Source organism: Brenneria sp. hezel4-2-4 (assembly GCF_013155275.1).
Classification (GTDB): Bacteria; Pseudomonadota; Gammaproteobacteria; order Enterobacterales; family Enterobacteriaceae; genus Brenneria.
In genome coordinates this window covers 224,341-238,651 of sequence record NZ_JABJXS010000001.1, presented here as the reverse complement: position 1 = coordinate 238,651, position 14,311 = coordinate 224,341, and the positions used below count along the sequence as shown (strand labels likewise).

The following is a 14,311-nucleotide window of genomic DNA, read 5'->3' as shown; positions in this document are numbered from 1 at the left end:
CCTCTATTAACCTTTAATGCCGCTGCTGGTCACGCCTTGTACGAAGTAACGCTGCGCCAGGAAGAAAACAATGATGGAGGGCAGAATCGAAATGCTGGACATCGCCAGGATTTCGTTCCACGGAGCGCCTTCTGTTACGTCGATGGACATTTTCAACGCCAGCGCAATCGGATATTTATCCACGCTGTAGACATAGATCAGCGGACCGATAAAATCGTTCATCGACCACATGAACTGGAACAGCGCGACGGAGATAATGGCCGGTTTCAGAATCGGCACCACCACATACCACAGCACCTGAAAGGAGTTGCAGCCGTCAATCTGGGCCGCTTCTTCCATATCACGCGGCACGCCGCGCAGGAACTGGATCAGCATGAACACAAAGAAACCCTGGGTGGCGAACGCCAGCGGCAGATACAGCGGCAGGTAGCTGTTCAACATGCCCATTTCACGGAACATGATGTACTGGGGGATCAACAGCACGGTGCTAGGCAGCAGCATGGTGGCGATAAGCGTGGCGAACCAGAAATTCTTCCACGGGATCTCGAAACGGGCGAAGCCGTAAGCGACGATGGTGGAAGAGATAATGGTCAGCAGCACTTTCGGGATCACATACTTGAAGGTGTTGATCATGTAATGACCGAAATTATATTCCGTACCGGTTTTCCAGCCGTTAAGGAAGCCGTCCCAGGTGGCGTGTTCCGGCCACAGACCGAGCGTGGTAAAGATTTCATGATTCGGCTTGAACGATGCCGAGAACATCCAGGCCAGCGGGTAGAGCATCAGCAGACCGACAAACAACAGAATCACGTAACGAATGGCGGCGCTGATTTTTTCTTTACGCAGCGTACGGCGAATTTCCAACGCCGCAATCTCTTGCGCGGAGCTCATATTTGAATGCATGTCAGCCATTTTTTCCTCCTTTATCCGCGGAGTAGAACACCCAGTACTTGGACGACTTAAAGGCAATCGAAGCGAAGACGGCAACGACCAGGAACAGAACCCATGCCAGCGCGGCGCCGTAGCCCATATCGAAATACTTAAATGCCGTATCGTAGATATAGAGCGAGAACAGGTAGGTGTAGTGAGTTGGACCACCGCCGGTAATGACGTAAGGCGCGGTGAATTCCTGGAATGCCTGGGTGGTCTGCATAATAAAGTTGAAGAAAATAACCGGCGTAATTAACGGCACCGTGACTTTCAGGAACATTTGCCATTTGGAGGCGCCGTCGATCATGGCGGCTTCATATTGCGACTGCGGTACGTTCTGCAACGCGGCCAGGAAGATAACCATCGCCGAACCGAACTGCCACACGCGCAGCAGGGTAACGGACATTAATGCCAGCGACGGTTCGCCGAGCCAGTTGACGGCATCAAAGCCGAACACGGCCAGAAAGCTGTTTAACAGGCCGTCGATGGCGAAAAGCGCACGCCATAACACGGCAATCGCCACGCTGCTGCCCAAAATGGACGGAACGTAATAAGCAGTACGGAAGAAGCCGATGCCGCGCAATTTGAAATTAAGCACAAACGCAATTAATAGAGCGAATATTAATTTCAGCGGAATGGTCAGAAATACATAGGCAAAGGTTACGCCCATTGATTTCCAGAAAAGATCATCCTCAAGCAGCATCCGATGGTAATTTTCAATACCAGTGAATTCAGGAGGACTCATCAAGTCATACTCGGTAAAGCTGAGTATAAAAGATGAAATAAAGGGGAAAGCGGTAAAGACTATCAATCCTATAATATAGGGAGAGATATAGGCTAACCCCAGCATTCTGTTTTCATTCATAATGCTTACCTATTTAGTAATTGTGAATCATTAAAAAACAAAAAATTAAGACGTTAATAACGCTGGATAAATAAACTCCACGTCATAGATAATTCTATTTTCCCCGTTAACGCGAAAATCACCGTGAACATACCCACCCTGGGTTAAAAACGGCGGAATATCGCTTAATTGGTTGCGACAGGCGGCCACGAAAGTCAATAAAGCCAATGGAAAGGGATCATCCAGACGAACATAGCGATGTCGCGCTGAACGAATAAATAAACCTCGATGGAAATGTTTTTCAAATAAAACGTCAGCTAACCGCCAGGCGTATTGCGCCCATTGTTCCGACTGTGTGTGCTCGGCCAGTTCAATCATGGCGAATAAAAAAACCGGACTGGCGATGTGATGAATATCTTCATGCTTCAGACGAGTCAGCAGGGTATTAATCAATGCGTACAGATCCTCGTCGCCGCTAAGGCGGTAAGCCCGCACCAGAGGCAATAAATAATCGCCTTCCAGAACAAAGGGCTTCAATTCCGTGCCCGCTTTTCCGTAATAGCCGTCACGTTTGAATTGATAACCGGTCATATCCTGACCGTTGTTCCACATCGGACGCAGCGAGTTACTGGTTACATCATAGGCATATTGATAATAGTTTTTTAGCCCGGAAATAACCCAGCCAAGGATTTCGTCGTCTGGCCGGGTACGCAGAATGTCCAGCATCGCTAACGGGTTGTCGATCAGCAACGGACGCATGTCACGGAACAGGACGTTGGCCTCTAGGGCAATGTCGCCGAATTCCGGGCCGAACTGCCGCTGTGCGCGATCGCCGAACCACGATTGGGTTTGGTTGTCATCTTGCGGCGCCGGTTGACGTTGCAGCGGCGAGCTGAACTGATAAACCGGCATGCCGGTTTCCGGATTGCGCGCCAGCACGTATTGCCGGTATAGATGTTTGCCCCATGCGGCCGCTTGCCGATCGCCGGTATATTCCGCATAGTGAAAGGCGGCGTAAATAAGGTCGGTGCCGGCGTTAACAAAGGTCAATCCTTTAGTCAGCGGCAGCGTCGGCCATTGCGCAGGGTCGACCACATCACGACGGGGATGAAGAAAAACGTCTGCATCGCGGGGTTTGGCGTAATCGCCATGCCGGCCGAGATCCAGCGAATCCCAGTCTTCGACATGGGCGTTCCAGAAACCCTGAAAAAAGTTCAGCGTCTTTTCCGCGTTGACGCGATGCAGCAGCGCGTAGTAGGGCAGATGATGCTTGAGCTCATGTACCTGGGCTTTCGATTCCGGGCCTTCGCTTTGCAGGGTATCCAGATTGATAAAACGATGGCCGCCCCAATAAAATAATCCGCTGTTCTCATCGACAAAATGGTTGAGGAAATAGCGGCTAAGCGCCTCGGCCTGCTGCTGATAACGGGATTCCCCGCTAATGATGCTCATCGCGCACAGTGTCCTCAGCCAGTTTTGCTGACTGGCAAAGTTTGAAATTGGCGCGTTGCGACCATCAGGAAACCGCCACACGACCGGTTCCATGCTGCGTACATCAAATCCATCAGCCAACAACGGCGTAGGGTTTGTGCGGCTGTGAGCCACATTCTGAACCGTGTCGATATGGCGGCTTACGGCATCAACCCATTCATCAAGTCTGGCTTTTTTGCTGGTGGAAAAATTTTCAAAAATACTCATGGAGTACCTGCTTATGGAACTGCGCAACAGTTCCTTATAAATAGAAACACTGTTTTGATTGATTATATTGCGCGAGTCGCCTTGCCGTCATTCACGCAATCGCGAAAGTGTGATCAAAGTCGGAACGTTGTTTTTAAATTTTTTAAAAACGCATTTTAGAGAAGAGGGATAAAATAGAAGTAAAAATAACTTTTTGAAAAATAAATAAAAAAGCACAATCAATATTGTGCCTTTTAACAGGGGGTTATAGCGTAATGGTTACTGCGAAAGCCTGTACTAGCGAGCCAGCCACCCGCCGTCAACGGCGATAGTATAGCCATTGATATAATCAGACGCGCCGGAAGCCAGGAATACGGCGGGGCCCATCAAATCCTGCGGTAATCCCCAACGGCCTGCCGGGATGCGATCCAGAATTTCTTTGCTGCGCTCTTCATCAGCGCGTAGCTGCTGGGTATTGTTGGTTGCCATATATCCCGGGGCCAGCGCATTGACATTGATGCGGTGCTTGGCCCACTCGTTCGCCAGCAAACGGGTAACGCCCATCACTGCGCTTTTTGAGGCGGTGTAAGAAGGAACGCGGATCCCCCCCTGGAAAGACAGCATCGATGCGATATTGATAATTTTACCGCCACCGCCTTGCTTGATGAACTGACGGGCGACCGCCTGAGACATAAAGAACACGCTCTTAATATTCAGGTTCATCACATCGTCCCAGTTCTTTTCACTGAACTCGATGGCGTCTTCACGGCGAATGATGCCGGCGTTGTTGACCAGAATGTCAACTTTGCCGAATTCGGCAACGGCTTTTTCCACCAGTTCCGCGTGGCTGTTGATGTTGCTCATATCCGCGGTCAGGCTTAGGAAACGGCGGCCCAGCGCGGTGACTTTCTCGATAGTGTCTTTCGGTTCGACAATGTTGACGCCGACAATATCACAGCCGGCTTGCGCCAGGCCGATAGCCATACCCTGTCCTAACCCTGTATCACAGCCTGTGATAAGAGCAATTTTACCCTGTAAATCAAAAGAATTTAAAATCATAGCGTTAATCTCTCTATAAGCGACAATAATTCGTCGTTAGCTGTTACTGTAGGGAACACCGGTTATTCCGGCTGAAAGCGATTAACGTAACTCGCTAACCTTGACGTGATCCCTGTCACCGAAAACCGGACCCTCGCCAACCATGCCCCAGATAAAGGTGCAGCGTCTGGTGCCCACACCGGAATGGATCGAGCAGATCGGTAACAACACCGCCTGCTCGTTTTTAACTTTTCGCCTCTCTTTCAGACATCAACAAAACAACAATGACGCTTTAGCGCTTTGGAGAAAGTACCGGGCGGAACAAATGAGGCTGCGTGGCAGTGACAACGTCAATTGCCCGGCTCTTTCTTGTTAAGCAGGATAATAGTTTGATTGGGATGTGAATTCAATAAAAATGAAATTATGTTTTATTTATTTCTTGAGGGGCGTCATGATTTTGCTTATTTTAGGTTTCATCTGGCGCTGATGTCACTAAGATGGCGGTAGTCACCGTGACACGCTCATCTTTGTTCGATACCGATGAGTAATAGAAATATAAGGGGAAATGATGAGAAGGTATTTTATTGACGACGAAACGCCGTGGGAAGCGCTCGGCGGCGGGATCAAGCGTAAGATCATGACCTGGAGTGATGAGCTGATGATGGTCTGCGTGCATTTTGACAAAGGCGCCATCGGGACGCCTCACAAGCATGATATTCACGATCAGATTGCCTATGTCGCCGCCGGCAGTTTTGAAGTGGTGATTGAAGGTGAAAAACGCGTCCTGAAAACCGGTGATGCCTATATGGCGGTAAAGGACGAAATGCACGGCGTGGTTGCGCTGGAAGACGGCAGTATATTGATTGACACGTTTTCACCGAAACGCGACGATTTCCTTTAAATCGCCTGGCGGTTGGCCGGTTTTTTTCCGGCCAATGCTACCGCGTTTTTCCAGCAGCGTTTCAGGCTTTCCTCGGTTTTATTTACGAAATATGCGCCGCCTCAAGCTGTTGCAACGAGCTAAGCTTGCGATCGGCCAAAGCCCAGCGCGGATCCTGGCTGAATTCCGCCTGGGGTACGACAATGGAACGCATTCGGGCCGCTTTGGTCGCAATCATGCCGTTCACCGAATCTTCCAGCGTGACGCACCGTAAAGGCGAGACGCCCAACTGTTCGGCCGCATTCAAATAGACTTGCGGATGCGGCTTGCTATAGGGCAGATTTTCGGCCGAAGCCAGCGCGTCAAAATAGTGTTCCAGATTGAACATACGCAACACCTGTTGCTGCATCATCAGCGGCGACGCCGAGGCCAGGCCGATTTTGCGATTTTGCTCGCGACTGAGTTGCAAAGCATGTTCGACACCAGGCAGTAAAGGGCGGCGCTCGGCGACCAGGGCGATCGCCCGTTCAATAATACGGCCGACAACCACTTCCCGGCTGGGGGTCTTCCAGGGCGCAAGCTGATACCAGAGATCAACCACCATATCAATGCGTAATCCCAGCGTATCCTGCATGGATTGCCGCAGCGAAGTATCGATCCCCAGTGAGGCGATGACCTCAAGTTCGGCCATATCCCATAAGGGTTCAGAATCGATCAGCAGGCCGTCCATATCAAAAATTACCGCGCGAATTGAGGGGGCAGAGGTCATGCGAGTGGCTCCGTAATACATAGGTTATTGTAACGGCTTATTATAAGCTAAACGGTTGCTTATAAAGCCCGTCGAGCGCTGATGCGTTGACTGATGATAAACTTAAAGTTTTAGGTATACACTTGTTATACGCAACATCGTGTTGCGTATAACAACAGTGCGTCACTCAAAGGGGAACTCATGACGTATCAACAGGCCGGTCGCTTAGCGGTGGTTAAACGTATCGCGGGATGGATCATTTTTATTCCGGCTTTGCTGTCCACGATTATTTCGCTGGCAAATTATCTTTATGCCTATACGCAGAAAAAGCAGGGAATTGATGCGGTGCTGCTGGATTTCCTGCATCTGATGATCGATATGGTGCGGTTTAATACGCCGTTCCTGAATATTTTCTGGTACAACTCGCCGGTTCCTGATTTCTCGCGTTTTTTTATCGCCGCCAGCCTGATGTTCTGGCTGATATACATTCTGATTTTTGTCGGCCTGGCGCTACAGGTTTCCGGCGCCCGCATGTCCCGGCAGGTAAAGGCGATTCGAGAAGGCATTGAGGATCAACTGATCCTGGAAAAAGCGAAAGGCAACGAAAGCAGCACCCGCGAGAAGCTGGAAGGGCGCGTCGTGGTGCCGCGTCACACCATTTTTCTGCAATTCTTCCCGCTCTATATTTTGCCGGTGATGATTGCCGGAGTGGGGTATATGGCGCTGCGGTTATTAGGCTTGCTGGCCTAGTTCGACGTTCCGGCGCCGGTAGGCGCCGGAATCGCATGATTGCCGTACAACCGCTGCGAGGGGTCAGGAATAGAGCTGTTGCTCTATCGCTTGCTGAGCTTCGACAATGTGCTTGCCGCCGAACAGGTTGGCGCGGTTGAGCAGGTAGTAAATCTGATAGACCGGTTGCCGTTCGATAAAGCTTTTATCCAGCGGCCAGATGTTTTGGTAGCCGTCGTAAATTTGCGGCGGCAACGCCGGGTAGAGGGGCAGCATCGCCAAATCGCACTCTCTGTCTCCCCAATAACATGCCGGATCGAACAGATAACAGCCATTATCGCTGTTGGCGCAATTATCCGGCCACAGGTCGCCATGCAGTAACGACGGCTGCGGCTGATGGCCGGCTAACCGTTGTTCCACGCGCGCAATCAGGCTATCAACCTCACCGAAATGCATGCCTTTTTCCGCAGCCAGTTGTAATTGCCAGCCAATACGCTGTTCGGCAAAAAAAGACGACCAACGCCGCTGCCAACAGTTGGGCTGAACCGTGGTCGACAGATCGTTATCAAAATCCAGGCCGAACTGCGGCTGATCGCTCCATTGATGCAAGCGCGCTAATTGCTCGCCAAGACACCAGGCGCTGTGGGCATCCAGCGGTTTTACCGGCAGGAACTGCAACAGCAGAAAGCTGTTATCACGGGAGCTGCCGACGCCGTATACCTCGGGCACGTTGACGGTAGCGCTACGCGCCAGCAGGGCGAGTTGATCGGCTTCCGCGGTGAACTTCGGCAGCATTTCGCGCAGGTCGCATTTGACGAAAACCTCATGCTCGCCATAACGAATATACCAGGCTGGGTGCATCTCTCCGCCTGACAGTTCCCGGCGTTCCTGAATTTCAGCAGCACCGAGATGTTCTTCCAAAAGCCGGCTGATAGCTTGCCACATAAGATCATTCTCCCGTTGATGTTGCCCGATACCCGATTATGCGATTGGGTCATGCCGTTACGGTAATCTATTGAACTTTATAAAAACTGAATCTACAGCACAGTGATGACGATTGATGCAATGGTGAAAGGATGTCCGCAGAAAAGTATAGACGCTGTTGAAAATAACACGGCGGACGAAAAGCGAAACCGGCGGAGAACCGCCGGTGAGTTTGCTGACAAAGTCCGGTGAGCGGTAATGATGGATGGATCGTAAAGACGCTGCAAGTACATCCTTGTAAGCTCGAACCGCGCCATCCCTGGCGCGGACGCTTTACTCTTCCATTCCATTATTACCGTTCAATAAAGGGTAATAGGTTAGTCAACGGTCTGACCGGCAGAGAACCGCCGGTTTCAGAGAGGATCAGCGCGGTACGGTGTTTACCGCGGCCTGATTGGCCGGCTGGCGATGAAGCTTCAACTGGTGATAACTCAGCGCCACGGCGAAGAACAACGCCTGGACGATAACGATACAGGGGCCGGTCGCGCCATCGATGTAGAAACTGATCATCGTGCCGGCGACACAGGATAGGATGGAAACCAGCGTCGCCACGAGCAGCATAAGGTCGAAACGCTTGCAGAGCATAAACGCAATGATACCCGGGGCGATAAGCATGGCGATGACCAGAATGACGCCGACGGCCTGCAATGACGCGACGATGGTTAACGCCAGCAGGCAGAGCAAGCCGTAATGCAGCAGCTTGACGGGCAACCCGATAACGCGCGCGTGATTGGGATCGAAGCAGTAGAGCATGAAATCCCGGCGCTTGAGCAGGATCACCGCCAGCGTAATTCCCGCGATAATCAGTATCTGCGTCAGTTCCTGCGAGGTGATCCCCAGTACATTACCGAACAGAATATGATTAAGGTGTTGGTCGGTATCGATACGGGCAAACAGCACCAGCCCCAGCGCGAACATGCCTGAAAAGATGATCCCCATCACGGTGTCTTCTTTAACCCGACTATGCTCTTTGACATAACCGGTGGCGACCGCACAGAAAACGCCGGAAATAAACGCACCAATCACTAGCGGGATCCCCAGCAGAAAGGCAACCACGATACCGGGTAAAACGGCGTGTGAAATCGCGTCTCCCATCAATGACCAGCCTTTCAGCACCAGATAGCACGACAATACCGCGCACACCGTCCCGGTCACCACCGCGGCGATAAGCGCCCGCTGCATAAACGGGTAGGATAACGGCTCTGCTATCCAACTCAGTATCAGGCTCATAGCGCATCTCCCGTTTGCTCGCGCCGGCTTAAGCGACGCGAGGCGAGCAATCCGTGTTTGGGCGCAAACAGAAACGCCAGCAGGAACACCACCGTCTGCAACGTGACGATGACGCCTCCGGTGGCGCCATCCAGGAAAAAGCTCAGGTAGGCGCCGACCGCGCTGGTGATTGCGCCAAGCGCGATAGCGATCAGCACCAAACGGCCGAATCGATCGGTGAGCAGATAGGCCGTCGCGCCGGGAGTAATCACCATCGCAATGACCAGGATCGCCCCGACGGTTTGCAACGCCGCGACGGTACAGGCGCTAAGCAGGGTAAAAAACAGAATTTTCAGCTTCAGCGGCGACAGGCCGATAGACCGGGCATGGTTTTCATCAAAGAACACCGCAAGCAGGTCTTTCCATATCAGGCACAGAATAATAAAGGTAATACCGATAATGATCTCAACCTGAAGCACGTCTTCATCGGCGATACCCAGGATATTGCCGAAGATAATGGACTGAACGTTAACCGACGTGGGATTAAGTGAAATAATCAGCAGCCCGACGGCGAAAAAGGTTGAAAAAATAAACCCGATAATCGCATCTTCGCGCAATCGGGTGATGTGCCGGATCAGGGTCATGGCCAGCGCGGCCAGCATCCCGGTAAAAAAAGCGCCGGCGGCATACGGCAGACCTAATGCATAGGCGCCGGCGACACCGGGAACGACGGAATGCGATAACGCATCGCCCATCAATGACCAGCCTTTAAGCATCAGATAGGCGGAGAGAAAGGCGCAAACGCCGCCTACTATGGCGCTGACCCAGATAGCTTTCACCATATAGTTATAGCTAAAGGGCTGTAGCAACAGTTCGATCATTGGTGTTCTTTCTCCTCCGGAGCGATGGCGCGTGAAGCGGGAGGATCGCTTTTGGTTGAGCCGTAAAAAACGGCGGGGCGCTCATCATCGGTCAGCACCGTTACCGTTCGGGCATCATCATCATCGTGAAGGTGCGGGCCGCCAAGGTTAATGTGACGCAGAACGCCGCCAAAGGTCTTTTCCAGATTGCTCTGGGTAAACGTACTGTGCGTCGGCCCTGAGGCCAACACGGTACGATTCACCAAAATAACGTTATCGCAGAACTCGGGGACGCTGCCGAGATTATGCGTCGCAACCAGAATCAGATGTCCCTCGTTACGTAATGTGCGCAGCAGGTCGATAATCGCGTTTTCTGTTTTTACATCCACGCCGGTAAAGGGTTCGTCCAGTAGCAGCACGCTGCCCTGTTGCGCCAGCGCGCGCGCCAGAAAAACCCGTTTTTTCTGGCCGCCGGATAATTCGCCTATCTGCCGTTGATGTAGCGCCGAAAGACCGACGCGTTCCAGTGATTCGGCAACGATGGCGCGATCCTGCTGACTGGGAATACGCAGAAAATTCATTTTCCCGTATCGTCCCATCATCACCACATCGGAGACCAGCACCGGAAAGTTCCAGTCCACATCCTCGGTTTGTGGAACATAAGCGACCAGATTCTGTTTCAAAGCCTGAACAATGGGTTTTTTGTTCAACAGAACTTGCCCGGCGGTGGGTTTCACCAGACCCATAATGCTTTTGAATAGGGTGGATTTCCCGCTGCCGTTGACTCCGACCAGCGCGCAAATCGTGCCGCCGTTCAATGCGAAAGAGGCATGACGAATCGCCTGATGTCCGTTGCCGTAGGTTACGGAGACATCGTTGACTTCTAATGATTGCGTAGCTGTAGCACTCTCACTGCTCATTGATCAAATCCTTTGGCGATGGTTTCTACGGTGACTTGTAAAAGGTCAATGTAGGTCGGAACCGGGCCTTTTTCGTTTGACAGAGAATCGACATAGAGTACGCCGCCATAGTTGGCGCCAGTCTCTTTACTGACCTGCTTTGCCGGCTTGTCTGAAATGGTGCTTTCACTGAACACCACCGGGATTTTTTGCTGCCGGACGACATCAATCACGCGACGCACCTGCTGAGGCGATCCCTGTTCATCGGCGTTGATCGGCCACAAATAGACTTCCTTGAACTGGTAGTCCTTTGCCAGATAGCTGAATGCGCCTTCGCTGGTAACCAGCCAGCGCTGCTGTTCAGGAATACGGGACAACCGCTCACGCAACGGCGAGTCAATGGATTGGATTTTTTCCGCATAGGCTTTGGCGTTGCGGTTATAGGTTTCCGCGTTCGCCGGGTCATACTTCACCAGTCCGGCCCGGATATTTTCAATATAGACCAGCGCATTGGAAGGCGACATCCAGGCGTGCGGATTCGGGTTGCCGTTATAGGCGCCTTCACGGATGGGAAGCGGCGTAATGCCTTCGGTCACCACCACGGCGGGAACATCTTTGACATTCTCAAAAAAACGCTCAAACCAGCGTTCCAGATTCATGCCGTTCCATAATATCAACTGGGCCGATTGCGCTTTAACAATGTCGCGCGGCGTCGGTTGGTAGTCATGAATTTCGGCCCCCGGCTTGGTAATGGATTCGACAATGGCGGCGTCTCCCGCAATGTTTTGCGCCATGTCTTGAATGATGGTGAACGTCGTGACGACTTTAAGCTTTTCCGCCGCCTGGACGCTGCAAACAGACATAATCAGGACGCTCGACAGCGCAATACGTCGCAAAAGAGGAGGTAACTGGGCCAGAACAACATTCATACGAACATCCTTAACAAGTCGGGAAATAGTTTTTGAGAATAATTATCAATATCATTTAAGTCAAGAGAGCGATGGATATTGATGGCGCGTTGAACGACTCTGCGGGTGATGAACTGTGTGCACATGAGCATGAAACTCATAATGCTCCTTCGATAACAAAAATATTGATATAATTTAATAAATCGTACGTAACGTTGCAACGTAAGTCTAACCCTAACGCGCATATCCGCACTGTTTATGCGCAATAAGCCCAGATTACCCGATACGCTGAACAATTGAGCTAATAAAATCACAGAGTCTGCCGATAAACACAAAAAGTAGGGTTTTATGCCTAAATTTTGTGTCGGGAGGACGTACGGGAATATGAGTTCAAAATCAGAGAGACGTTGGAAATCAGAAAGACGTTGGAAGCGGATAAGTTGTATTTTACTTATTTTATTAGTTCCATTGTTTATTGTTATGTTATCGCTGGACTAATCAAAAAAAGTAAGAAAAGTTATAGAAAAAGTGACATTTCTTACTTGTTGATTTAAAGCGCCGTCTATAAAAGGCAAAAATGGTATTTGATAGTTATTTTTTATCTAAGCCTCGGCGATTTACCACTTTTGCCTTTTTCATTTCCACATTGTCCTCATTTCAGGGCGACATGTTCCTTATCCGGGACAGTGATTTAGCGCGTCATTGCGTATTTATAAGTCATCAATACGCCTAATCTGTGCAGCTCGTCCACGACTGAAAAAAAATGGCTTGCCATTGATTAAAGAGTGTGTAATAACGCACTTGGGTAAAACGAGGTACAGTTCTGTATATGAATGGCATTTTCAGTAAAGAAGATATGAGTACAAACGTTAGCGTTGAATACCGCTTCTCTGCCGATCCTTATCTTAGTGCCTCAAGCAGTAACGACTTTGGTTTGTCTGTATAACGCCTCTGGCGGTTTAAACAATTAAAGGAAATATCTGAAATGGCAAAGATTAAAGGTCAGGTTAAGTGGTTCAATGAGTCTAAAGGCTTTGGTTTCATCACTCCGGCTGACGGAAGCAAAGATGTATTCGTACATTTCTCTGCAATTCAAGGCAACGGCTTTAAAACTCTGGCTGAAGGCCAGAACGTAGAGTTCGAAATTCAAGACGGTCAGAAAGGTCCGTCTGCCGTCAACGTTACTGCGCTGTAATTACCGCACACGTTGCAAAACCCGCCATGGTGCGGGTTTTTTGTTGCCTGATTTTTATCGACGCAACACTTATGACGCAAATATATACACTAAATAATTCGAGTTGCAGCAAGGCGGCGACACCGCGACAAATTCGTCGGGAACGAATTTGACCAGCCAACGGCTGGCCTGCGGTGAGAGACCGGATGTCTCTCATTCATCCCCGGGAGCTTACGCCCGTGAGCGATCGGGGTGAGCGACAAATCTGCCTGGGGCTGATTTCAGTCCATTGACAAAGCCCGTTATTAGGGAGAGTGTGGCGAGGGGCCGTAGCGGCGTAAGCCGCCGGAGCGCCCCTCGGTACGGTAGGCCCGGGTATCTCGGGCTTACAGACGATTTTGTTAGCAATCTCAAATCTGCCTGAGGTAGATTTGAACGCTGCTTGCAGCGGCCCCAACGGGGCGAGGCCCATAGAGGGGCCGAGTGATAAAGCCAACGCGCCTGCAACTTGAAGTATGACGGGTATTAAAGAATATTTTTTAGCAGGGAATACGTGCTGATGTTTTATCAATGCCCGCTATGCCGGCAACCCTTACGCCGGATAGCGCAGCAGTGGTCGTGCGGTCGTCACAGTTTCGATTGTGCGAAAGAAGGTTATGTGAACTTGTTGCCGGTGCAATTTAAACGTTCAAAACAGCCGGGCGACAGCGCCGAGATGATGCAGGCGCGCCGACGTTTTCTGGAGGCGGGACATTATCAGCCATTGCGTGAATATGTTACGCAGCGCATTAATGAGGCATTGCCGCATGATGCGGCCGCGCTGCTGGATATCGGCTGCGGGGAAGGGTATTACACGGCGGCGCTGGCTGACGCGCTTAAATCAAGCCGGGCAATAACCGTCTATGGACTGGATGTGTCAAAAGCCGCTATCCAACGTGCGGCAAAACGTTATCCGCAGGTCGACTACTGTGTCGCATCAAGCCAACGACTGCCGTTCAACGACGGCTCGCTGGATGCCATATTGAAGATTTATGCGCCCTGCAATGAGGCTGAACTACAGCGCACGGTCAAAGGCGGCGGCTGGGTTATTACCGTATCGCCGGGGCCGCGGCATCTTTACCAGCTAAAAGCCGAAGTCTATGACCAGGTACGGTTGCATCCCACCAGAGACGAAACGCTTGCGGGGTTTCAGTTGATCGAACAGCAACCCCTGGCCTATCCGATGCAATTATCGGGGCAGGAGAGCGCCGCCTTGTTGCAGATGACGCCGTTCGCCTGGCGCGCCACGCCGGAGGTCAGCCAAAAGCTGTTGGCAATGAGGCAATTTAGCTGCGAGACGGATTTTATTATCCGACTGCATCAGCGTATTGACGATGCCGGCCCCGCCGGGGAGCCGGCATAAACTGCGATAGCGTAAAACGTGCGGGGCGG

Annotated in this window: 15 protein-coding genes and 1 pseudogene; 5 read left to right on the top strand and 11 right to left on the bottom strand. The window is 51.2% G+C overall.

Annotation, left to right across the window (positions count from 1 at the left end; genetic code table 11):
* Positions 1–6: 6 nt before the first annotated feature.
* The 5 genes and pseudogenes from HOY33_RS01075 to HOY33_RS01055 all read right to left on the bottom strand — a co-directional run.
* Positions 7–912: a carbohydrate ABC transporter permease gene (locus HOY33_RS01075; RefSeq protein ID WP_172287810.1), complete on the bottom strand. Its 906-nt coding sequence runs from the start codon at positions 910–912 to the stop codon at positions 7–9.
* Entirely contained in the window at positions 905–1,795 is an 891-nt protein-coding gene (locus HOY33_RS01070; protein WP_172287808.1) for a carbohydrate ABC transporter permease, read from the bottom strand. The genes HOY33_RS01075 and HOY33_RS01070 overlap by 8 nt, the downstream gene beginning before the upstream one ends.
* A gap of 45 nt (positions 1,796–1,840) precedes the next feature.
* On the bottom strand, positions 1,841–3,472 hold the full coding sequence (pelW, locus tag HOY33_RS01065; RefSeq protein ID WP_172287807.1) for a pectate disaccharide-lyase PelW: 1,632 nt from the start codon (positions 3,470–3,472) through the stop codon (positions 1,841–1,843).
* Positions 3,473–3,748: 276 nt separating this feature from the next.
* On the bottom strand, positions 3,749–4,510 hold the full coding sequence (gene kduD / locus HOY33_RS01060; protein ID WP_172287805.1) for a 2-dehydro-3-deoxy-D-gluconate 5-dehydrogenase KduD: 762 nt from the start codon (positions 4,508–4,510) through the stop codon (positions 3,749–3,751).
* 81 nt (positions 4,511–4,591) lie between these two features.
* Positions 4,592–4,738 (bottom strand): annotated as a pseudogene (locus tag HOY33_RS01055) (5-keto-4-deoxyuronate isomerase); the annotation flags it as partial.
* A 319-nt stretch (positions 4,739–5,057) separates the two neighbouring features.
* Between HOY33_RS01055 and HOY33_RS01050 the strand changes: the two are divergent.
* On the top strand, positions 5,058–5,390 hold the full coding sequence (locus tag HOY33_RS01050; RefSeq protein WP_172287804.1) for a cupin domain-containing protein: 333 nt from the start codon (positions 5,058–5,060) through the stop codon (positions 5,388–5,390).
* A gap of 82 nt (positions 5,391–5,472) precedes the next feature.
* On the opposite strand, the gene hxpB is transcribed toward HOY33_RS01050, so the two are convergent.
* Positions 5,473–6,138, bottom strand: coding sequence for a hexitol phosphatase HxpB (hxpB, locus tag HOY33_RS01045; protein WP_172287802.1), 666 nt, complete (start codon positions 6,136–6,138; stop codon positions 5,473–5,475).
* A 180-nt stretch (positions 6,139–6,318) separates the two neighbouring features.
* On the opposite strand from hxpB, the gene HOY33_RS01040 reads away from it, so the two are divergent.
* Positions 6,319–6,867 carry a YniB family protein gene (locus HOY33_RS01040; protein ID WP_172287801.1) on the top strand — a complete coding sequence of 183 codons (549 nt, stop codon included), beginning with the start codon at positions 6,319–6,321 and terminating at the stop codon, positions 6,865–6,867.
* 63 nt (positions 6,868–6,930) lie between these two features.
* Here the strand turns inward: HOY33_RS01040 and HOY33_RS01035 are convergent, their stop codons facing one another.
* The 5 genes from HOY33_RS01035 to HOY33_RS01015 all read right to left on the bottom strand — a co-directional run bounded on the left by HOY33_RS01035 (position 6,931) and on the right by HOY33_RS01015 (position 11,727).
* Entirely contained in the window at positions 6,931–7,791 is an 861-nt protein-coding gene (locus HOY33_RS01035) for a fructosamine kinase family protein (RefSeq protein WP_172287799.1), read from the bottom strand.
* A gap of 402 nt (positions 7,792–8,193) precedes the next feature.
* A complete protein-coding gene (locus HOY33_RS01030; RefSeq protein ID WP_172287798.1) occupies positions 8,194–9,060 on the bottom strand; it encodes a metal ABC transporter permease in 867 nt (288 codons plus the stop codon).
* The gene (locus HOY33_RS01025) at positions 9,057–9,920 is read right to left on the bottom strand and encodes a metal ABC transporter permease (RefSeq protein ID WP_172287796.1); all 864 of its coding nucleotides are present in this window, start codon (positions 9,918–9,920) and stop codon (positions 9,057–9,059) included. The genes HOY33_RS01030 and HOY33_RS01025 overlap by 4 nt, the downstream gene beginning before the upstream one ends.
* Positions 9,917–10,819, bottom strand: a complete 903-nt coding sequence (locus HOY33_RS01020; RefSeq protein WP_172287795.1) for a manganese/iron ABC transporter ATP-binding protein — start codon at positions 10,817–10,819, stop codon at positions 9,917–9,919. The genes HOY33_RS01025 and HOY33_RS01020 overlap by 4 nt, the downstream gene beginning before the upstream one ends.
* Positions 10,816–11,727, bottom strand: a complete 912-nt coding sequence (locus HOY33_RS01015; RefSeq protein WP_304502320.1) for a metal ABC transporter substrate-binding protein — start codon at positions 11,725–11,727, stop codon at positions 10,816–10,818. The genes HOY33_RS01020 and HOY33_RS01015 overlap by 4 nt, the downstream gene beginning before the upstream one ends.
* 808 nt (positions 11,728–12,535) lie before the next feature.
* Between HOY33_RS01015 and HOY33_RS01010 the strand changes: the two genes are divergently transcribed.
* The 3 genes from HOY33_RS01010 (at position 12,536) to rlmA (ending at position 14,282) form a co-directional block, all read left to right on the top strand.
* Positions 12,536–12,652: a DUF2627 domain-containing protein gene (locus HOY33_RS01010; RefSeq protein WP_172287793.1), complete on the top strand. Its 117-nt coding sequence runs from the start codon at positions 12,536–12,538 to the stop codon at positions 12,650–12,652.
* 39 nt (positions 12,653–12,691) lie between these two features.
* Positions 12,692–12,901 (top strand): transcription antiterminator/RNA stability regulator CspE, encoded by a 210-nt coding sequence (cspE, locus tag HOY33_RS01005; protein WP_005968829.1) that lies wholly within the window; start codon positions 12,692–12,694, stop codon positions 12,899–12,901.
* Positions 12,902–13,439: 538 nt separating this feature from the next.
* Complete coding sequence (rlmA, locus tag HOY33_RS01000) at positions 13,440–14,282, top strand: 23S rRNA (guanine(745)-N(1))-methyltransferase (protein WP_172287792.1); 843 nt, start codon at positions 13,440–13,442, stop codon at positions 14,280–14,282.
* The last annotated feature ends 29 nt before the right edge of the window (positions 14,283–14,311 follow it).